Annotated in this window: 6 protein-coding genes and 5 tRNA genes; 6 read left to right on the forward strand and 5 right to left on the reverse strand. The window is 57.3% G+C overall.

All coding sequences use genetic code 11. The features are described 5' to 3' along the window. From BIS10_RS15895 to BIS10_RS15920, 6 genes are all read left to right on the forward strand, one after another. On the forward strand, positions 1-699 hold a 699-nt coding region (locus BIS10_RS15895; RefSeq protein ID WP_301282071.1), incomplete at its 5' end, for an alpha/beta fold hydrolase. Between the two features lie 70 nt (positions 700-769). Then, a tRNA-Val gene (locus tag BIS10_RS15900) sits at positions 770-845 on the forward strand. Between the two features lie 46 nt (positions 846-891). Further along, positions 892-968, forward strand: a tRNA-Asp gene (locus BIS10_RS15905). A gap of 37 nt (positions 969-1005) precedes the next feature. After that, positions 1006-1082 (forward strand) — tRNA-Asp (locus BIS10_RS15910). Positions 1083-1133: 51 nt separating this feature from the next. Next, positions 1134-1209: transfer RNA gene (locus BIS10_RS15915), tRNA-Val, on the forward strand. Positions 1210-1279: 70 nt separating this feature from the next. Further along, positions 1280-1356, forward strand: a tRNA-Asp gene (locus tag BIS10_RS15920). 180 nt (positions 1357-1536) lie between these two features. Here the strand turns inward: BIS10_RS15920 and BIS10_RS15925 are convergent. The 5 genes from BIS10_RS15925 to BIS10_RS15945 all read right to left on the reverse strand — a co-directional run bounded on the left by BIS10_RS15925 (position 1537) and on the right by BIS10_RS15945 (position 7774). Then, positions 1537-1938 carry a heme-binding protein gene (locus BIS10_RS15925; RefSeq protein WP_235253437.1) on the reverse strand — a complete coding sequence of 134 codons (402 nt, stop codon included), beginning with the start codon at positions 1936-1938 and terminating at the stop codon, positions 1537-1539. Between the two features lie 80 nt (positions 1939-2018). Beyond that, the gene (glcF, locus tag BIS10_RS15930; protein WP_253506586.1) at positions 2019-3251 is read right to left on the reverse strand and encodes a glycolate oxidase subunit GlcF; all 1233 of its coding nucleotides are present in this window, start codon (positions 3249-3251) and stop codon (positions 2019-2021) included. A 14-nt stretch (positions 3252-3265) separates the two neighbouring features. Beyond that, positions 3266-4366: a glycolate oxidase subunit GlcE gene (gene glcE / locus BIS10_RS15935; protein ID WP_253506588.1), complete on the reverse strand. Its 1101-nt coding sequence runs from the start codon at positions 4364-4366 to the stop codon at positions 3266-3268. A 17-nt stretch (positions 4367-4383) separates the two neighbouring features. Beyond that, entirely contained in the window at positions 4384-5883 is a 1500-nt protein-coding gene (gene glcD, locus BIS10_RS15940) for a glycolate oxidase subunit GlcD (protein WP_253506591.1), read from the reverse strand. A gap of 199 nt (positions 5884-6082) precedes the next feature. Next, positions 6083-7774, reverse strand: coding sequence for an L-lactate permease (locus BIS10_RS15945; RefSeq protein WP_253506596.1), 1692 nt, complete (start codon positions 7772-7774; stop codon positions 6083-6085). Positions 7775-7788 lie beyond the last annotated feature (14 nt).

Raw genomic sequence — 7788 nt, forward strand, 5'->3', positions numbered from 1 at the left:
CGCCCCGCCAGCCCCGCTGTTCAGCGGTTTCTCGTGGAGGGGGTTGGCCCGGTGAGCGTCTCGGGCATCCCCGAACTGGGGCGAATTCTGCTAGCCCATGGCGCCGGGGCAGGCCACCTATCCGAGTTTATGCGGCAATTTGCCGCGATGCTGGCCAGCGAGAGGCTACAAGTGTGGGCGATCGATTTCCCCTATATGCAGCAGATGAGCGAGGAAGCAAAGCGCCAGCCTCCGCCTCCCGTCAAGAAAACGCTGGAACACTTTGCCGCTTGGTATGACCTGCTGGCGTCATGCAGTGGTTCGCCTTTGTGGGTTGGGGGTAAATCCATGGGCGGGCGTGTGGCATCGCTCTTTGCCAGCCAGCATCGCTGTGCAGGTGTCATTGCGGCAGGCTATCCGTTTCACCCACCCAAAAAGCCCGACTCCCTTCGCACCGATCATTTTCCTGACATCTCTATGCCTATGCTGATTCTGCAAGGTGAGCGTGATCCGTTTGGCTCTCGTGATGAGGTGGCCCACTACGCTTTACCTGACTCTCTACACATTCATTGGCTAACCGATGGCGACCATGATTTTAAGCCACGACGAAGTTCTGGAGTAAATCAGCAAGTTTTGATTGACGAAGCAGCCATAGTTGCGGCATCCTTCGTCCGCGCTCAGTTAGCGGTTGCCGCGAGAACGTACAGTACGCTGGTTTAAATCAAAAATTTAAACACAACGTGTTGACATTCCAAGAGGCTTCTGTAGAATGCAGCGCCACGTGACCAGCGGGTGGTTAGCTCAGTTGGGAGAGCACCAGCCTTACAAGCTGGGGGTCACTGGTTCGAACCCAGTACCACCCACCATTCATTTGGTGCCCTGGAAACGTGATGCAGTAACTGATGTATATGCGGACCGGTAGTTCAGTTGGTTAGAATGCCGGCCTGTCACGCCGGAGGTCGCGAGTTCGAGTCTCGTCCGGTCCGCCATCATCATGTTTATTTGCATACTAAGTTATCGCTATTCGGACCGGTAGTTCAGTCGGTTAGAATGCCGGCCTGTCACGCCGGAGGTCGCGAGTTCGAGTCTCGTCCGGTCCGCCACGATAATTTAATAAGTAGTTCTGTTGATAAGCGATAAGCTTTCAATACCCTGGGTGGTTAGCTCAGTTGGGAGAGCACCAGCCTTACAAGCTGGGGGTCACTGGTTCGAACCCAGTACCACCCACCATTTAAGTGAATGTTTTAGCGCCTCTGAACCGCTTTAATAAATAATTTAAATGGTAAGTGTGTCTTACAGTGGACCGGTAGTTCAGTCGGTTAGAATGCCGGCCTGTCACGCCGGAGGTCGCGAGTTCGAGTCTCGTCCGGTCCGCCATTAAGCACCTATCGGCAGTCATTAAGATAAAGCCGAAAAAATTCCAAAAAAGCCCGAATCATAGATTCGGGCTTTTTTATTGCGCGTACATAAGACTCTAACAAGCAGCATGCAGTCAATGAGCTGCACGCTGCTGTTACTTACCGTTGTTACTTACTGCTGTTACTTACTATGGAAGCGTTAGGCGATTGCGCTGACGCCTGCTTTGGCAATTTGCACATCTTGATCTGGCTTAACGCCAGAGATGCCGACAGCGCCGACGACTTGACCATCCACGATGATCGGCACGCCGCCAGACAGCAGGCCTTGTAGCGGTGCAGAGACAAACGCCGTACGGCCACCGTTAATCATCTCTTCAAACACTTGGGTCTCTTTACGGCCCAAGGCCGCGCTACGCGCTTTTTGGGTAGCAACATCGGCGCTAAACGGGGCAGCACCGTCTAAACGGCGCAGTGCCAACAGGTGGCCGCCATCATCGGTGACGGCAATCGTGACCGGCCAGCCGTTGTTGTCAGCTTCTTTCTGTGCAGCGTCGAGTACTTGGATAACGTCGGCTTGGCCTAAAACAGCTTTGGTTTGCATCAAAGGATCCTTTTATCATAGGGATTAAAGCGCTGCGCCCAACCGTTAATACGTTGTGAAAGCGCAGCGAGTGTAAAGGGTTATACCAGGGCAGCGTCCACGACTTCTACCCAGTGGCGTACCGGCGTGCGATTGGCACTGGCCAGGTGCGTTTGACAACCGATGTTGGCGGTCACAATCAACTCAGGGTTGCCTGCTTCCAGCGCATTCAGCTTGTTATCGCGCAGCTGAGTGGCGAGCTCTGGCTGTGTGACCGAGTAGGTGCCCGCCGAGCCGCAGCACAGGTGGCCATCTTTCACGGGCGTTAGTGCAAAGCCGAGTTTGCTAAGCACGCCTTCCACGGCGCCGTTGAGTTTCTGAGCGTGCTGCAGTGTGCAGGGGCAGTGGAACGCTAAGCGCTGGTGCTCTTTAAGCTGAAGTGCTTCCAGCGGCTCGTCGCGCAGTATTTCGACGATATCCTTCGCCAGCGCGCTAACTTTTTTGGCCTTGTCAGCGTAGGCAGGGTCGTCCTTGAGCATATCAGCATACTCTTTGACGAACGCGCCGCAGCCGCTGGCCGTTTGGACGATGGCTTCCACACCCTGCTCAATTTGCGGCCACCAGGCATCAATATTGGCACGCATCCGCTCGCGGCCAGCTTCTTGGGCGTTGAGGTGGAAGTCGATAGCACCACAGCAGCCGGCTTCACTGATTGGCGTAACGCTGATGCCCAAGCGGTCGAGCAGGCGAGCCGTGGCTGCGTTGGTGTTGGGCGACAGGCCCGGCTGCACGCAGCCTTCCAGGATTAATACCTTACGGGCATGGCGCTGGCTGTCGGGTCGCTGGCCTGCATCGACCGGTGCGGGCGGCATTTTGCTACGCAGTTTGCCGGGCACTAGAGGCTTGAAGGTTTGCCCCAGAGTCAGCAGCGCTTTGAAGCGTTTCGGGTCGACCAGCATTTTGCGCAGCGCATAGCGCTGAGCGCGTTCTGCCGCTGAACGCGGCACACGACGGTCGATTTCCGCACGGCCAATATCCAGCAGCTTGTGATACTCCACGCCGGAGGGGCAGGTGGTTTCACAGTTGCGGCAGGTTAGGCAGCGGTCTAGGTGCAGGCGAGTCTCTTCGGTGACTTGGTCATCGTCATCGCGGCTCTCCAGCAGCTCTTTCATCAAGTAGATGCGCCCGCGTGGCCCGTCTCGCTCATCGCCCAGCAACTGGTAAGTGGGGCAGGTGGCGTTACAAAAGCCGCAGTGCACACAGGTACGCAGAATGCGCTCGGCTTCCTGAATATGCGGTTTTTGGCGGTCGGCATCGGTAAAGTGCGTCTGCATGTCAGCTCTCCTGATTAAAATGCCGCATAAAGACGACCAGGGTTGAAAATGCCGTGGGCATCCAGCTCGGCCTTCAGGTTGCGATGGTACTTCTCGACCACAGCATTCAGCGGAGTAAACGGTGACTCCGCGCCCCCTTGGGCATGCGGGGTGTAGCAGGTAGCGTGGCCACCGGCCTTCTGGCATTCATCGCGCAGCGTGTCTGCGGGTAGTGCGGTTTTCACCCAGCGCTGGCTGCCGCCCCAATCATAGAAGATATCGCTTTCATCAACGGCGAGCTCTAGCGCTGGGGTATGGGGCGGTAGCGAGAGGCGCCACAGTGCTTGCCCTTCGTTGAGGCTGAAAAAGCCATGCTGCTGGTCACGAAGCTGCTGCCAGAAATCCGCAGACAGCGCTTCACCGCCCAGGCGCTCTTTCGTGGCCTTGACGGAGCTTTCACCGCCTTCTAGGCGAAGGAAAAGCTCACCTGCGTGCCATGCCGCAGCGGTAATAGGCAGCGGCTGGCGGCCAAGCTCAGAGAGCTTCGCTAAGGCATCTTGCAAGCCCATTTCAAGGCGCAGACTGTGGCTGGCGGTGGGAATAGGCAGCACCTTAAACGAGATATCGGCCAGCACGCCTAGCGTGCCCTGAGCGCCGGCCATCATGCGGGAAAGGTCATAGCCTGCGACGTTTTTCATCACTTCGCCGCCAAAGCGCAGCAGTTTGCCTTCTTGGGTAATCACCCGAGTGCCCAGGACAAAATCCCGTGCGGCACCTGCCCAAGGGCGGCGAGGGCCGGACATGCCGGTGGCCACCGCGCCGCCAATGGTGCTGGCGTCGCCAAAAATGGGCGGCTCGAAAGGCAGCATCTGATGTTTTTCTGCCAGCGCCGCGTTCAGCGCGCTCAAGCGGGTGCCAGCCCGCACCGTGACGACGAGTTCGATAGGGTCGTAAGAGACGATGCCGCTATGCGCTGCGACATTGAGTTCCGTGCCTTCCACCGGGCGGCCATAAAAGGCCCGGGTGTTGCCCGCTACAATGCGTAGCGGGGTGCGGTCGTGGTAGGCGCTACGAACCTGTTCGCTCAGCTCGTCGGCGATATCTCGGTCGGCAGCGTGTATCGCTAGTTCGGTCATGGTCGATCCTTATAGCATCAGAAGCGTGGCAGTTCTGGATGCGGTAACTCGTTGTTATGCACATGCATCGCGCCAAATTCGGCACAGCGCGCCAGGGTGGGAATATTTTTCCCTGGGTTGAGCAGCCGTTTGGGGTCGAACGCCGCTTTTAGCGCGTGGAAGACCGTCAGCTCATCGGGCTGGAACTGGCTGCACATCTGGTTGATTTTTTCGCGCCCAACGCCATGCTCGCCGGTAATCGAGCCACCGGCGGCCACGCACAGCTCCAGGATCTTGCCGCCTACGTCTTCCGCCAGGGCAAGCTGGCCCTCTTTGTTGGCATCGAACAGGATCAGCGGGTGCATATTGCCGTCGCCCGCATGAAACACGTTGGCTACCGCCAAACCGCTCTCTTCGGATAGCGCGGCAATGCCTTTCAAAACGCGCGGCAGCTCGCGGCGGGGAATGGTGCCATCCATGCAGTAGTAGTCGGGTGACATGCGGCCTACGGCAGGGAAGGCATTCTTGCGCCCGGCCCAGAACTTGGCGCGCTCGGCTTCATCCCGCGCCTGTTGAATGTTAGTGGCTCCGGCCTTTTCCAGTACGCGGCGCACGGTCTCGCAGTCGTCGTCCACGTCGGCTTCCACACCATCCAGCTCACAGAGCAGAATGGCTTCGGCCTCCACGGGGTAGCCTGCCTTGATGAAATCTTCGGCGGCTTTGATGGCGAGCTTATCCATCATTTCCAGGCCACCGGGGATAATGCCTGCGGCAATGATGTCGCCCACCGCGCGGCCCGCTTTTTCGATATCATCGAAGCTGGCCATCAGCACTTTGGCGGTTTCTGGCTTGGGCAGCAGCTTCACGGTGATTTCCGTGACCACCCCGAGCATGCCTTCTGAACCGTTCATCAGGGCCAAGAGATCAAAGCCGGGCGCATCTAGGGCTTCAGAACCTAGCGTCATGTGCTCGCCTTCAATGGTCAGCACATCCACCCGCATCACGTTATGCACGGTGAGGCCGTACTTCAGGCAGTGCACGCCGCCGGCATTTTCGGCGACGTTGCCGCCAATTGAGCAGGCGATTTGCGAGGAGGGGTCGGGGGCGTAGTAGAGCCCGTAAGGGGCGGCCGCCTCGGAAATGGCAAGGTTGCGCACCCCTGGTTGAACGCGGGCAATGCGCGCGTCGGGGTCAACGGTAATAATTTGGTTGAACCGCGACATGACCAGCAGCACGCCCTGCTCAAGCGGCAGTGCGCCACCGGAAAGGCCGGTGCCTGCGCCCCGGGTCACCACTGGTACGCCCAGTGCATGGCAGCGCTTTAACAGGCCTTCGACCTGTTCCAACGTTTCCGGCAAGGCCACCAACATCGGCAGTACGCGGTAAGCGGCTAAGCCATCGCACTCGAAAGGGCGTAAATCTTCTTCCCGATGCAGCAGCGTTAATGAGGGCACGGCGCCTTGCAGGTCGCTAAGCACCTCGGCTTTATCACGGCGGACAAGCTCACCATCAAGGCGCTCGTCGAATAGGATATTCATGGTAACTCCTATGGGTGAGGAGGATAGACAGCTATCTAATCACTTGATGGAAAATATTTCCATAATATGTGGGTGCTTTTGGAAGTATTTTTCATAAAGTGTCGAGAGTGGTCGGTGAGGGAGAGATTCGTCTTTTTAATATAGTGCTGGGCAGCCCTAAGGCTACCCAGCCGTTCCTATCGTGGGGTAAAGCTACTCCTTACATCAACGGGTCAGTCACACCTAAAACATAAAACGCGATTAGCGCAATAATGCCGGTGAAGACCAGGTAGTAGATGGTCGGGATGATCGTTTTACGAATGGTGGTGCCCTCGCGGCCGAGTAGGCCGACGGTAGCAGACGCCGCCACGACGTTGTGAATTGCGATCATGTTACCTGCGGCAGCACCCACGGCTTGCAGTGCGACCATCATGGCCGTGGAGAGCCCAAGCGTTTCCGCCACGCTAAACTGGAACTCTGCCAGCATCAGGTTAGACACCGTGTTGGAGCCTGCAATAAAGGCGCCCATGGCCCCCACCGCCGGGGCAAAGAACGGGTAGATACCGCCCACACCGTTAGCCACCGCTTGCGCCATCATGACGGGCATTGAGACTAAATCGGCACCGTTAACGCCAGAGTTAATCAAGATCCGTACCATTGGCACGGTGAAGATCAGGACGAAGCCCGCACCAAAAATGGTTTTGGTCGATTCTGATACCGCAGCACTCAGCTGGCGTGGGTTCATGCGGTGCAGGAAGTAAGTCACCAGCACGACCGCTAGGATGATACCGCCGGGCAGGTAGAGCGGCTGGATGCCACCGCTAACGCCTGCTTCTCCGAAGATATCAGCCCAGTTCAGGTTGATGGAGGTTAACGCAGCTTTGAGCGGCTCGATGGTGCGTGAGGCCACCAGGAACAGAGCAAGCAGTACGTAAGGCACCCAACCTTTAAAGGTCGACATCGGTGCTTTACCGGCCACATCGTCAAGCTTGATTTGCAAGTTGCCGATCCACTCATCCGGCCAAGCGGTCGATTCTGGGAAGTCCCAGGTATCTTTGGGCAGCAGGAAGCCTTTACGTGCAGCAGGCACCACAATCGCTAAGCCCACCATCGCGCCAATCATGGAGGGGAATTCCGGCCCAAGCAGCACGCCCACCAGCATGTAAGGCACCACGAAGGAAATACCGGTAAAGATCGCGAAAGGCGTAATAGACAACCCTTCTTTCCAAGAGCGGTTGGCACCGAAGAAGCGCACCATCACTAGTACCAGAATCAGTGGCATTAAAATGCCGACGATACCGTGTGTGATCGCGACAGAGCTGGTCACCTGCTGGAAGAATACGTCCCAGGTAGAACCGTTCGCTTCAAGCTGTGCGGTAATGTCTGCACGGTTCAAGCCGCTACCCACACCCACCACAATAGGCGTACCCACGGCGCCAAACGACACTGGCGTGGATTGGATCATCATACCCACGACCACCGCTGCCAGAGCCGGGAAGCCCAGCGCTACCATTAGTGGCGCTGCCACGGCAGCGGGCGTACCGAAACCGGACGCGCCTTCAATAAAGCAGCCAAACAACCAAGCAACAATCAGCGCCTGTACGCGACGGTCTGGGCTAATGCCCGAAAAGCCGTTACGAATGGCAGTAATACCGCCCGAGTGCTTTAGCGTGTTGAGCAGCAAGATAGCGCCGAAGATAATCCACAGCAGGCCAGCGGTTTGGATGAGGCCCTGTATAGTGGATGCCGCCACGCGGCTAAACGACATATCCCATGCGGTCAGACCAATAATGGCTGCCGTAAGGAAGACAATCGGCATCGCTATTTTGGCAGGAATTTTAAAGCCTATGAGCAAAATCCCAGCCAGCAATAGCGGCAGAAATGCCAGTAGAGCGAGTATAGTTTCATTCATGGGAGGAACGGCCC

Source organism: Halomonas sp. 707B3 (genome assembly GCF_024158645.1).
In the GTDB taxonomy this organism is placed as follows: Bacteria; Pseudomonadota; Gammaproteobacteria; order Pseudomonadales; family Halomonadaceae; genus Vreelandella; species Vreelandella lionensis.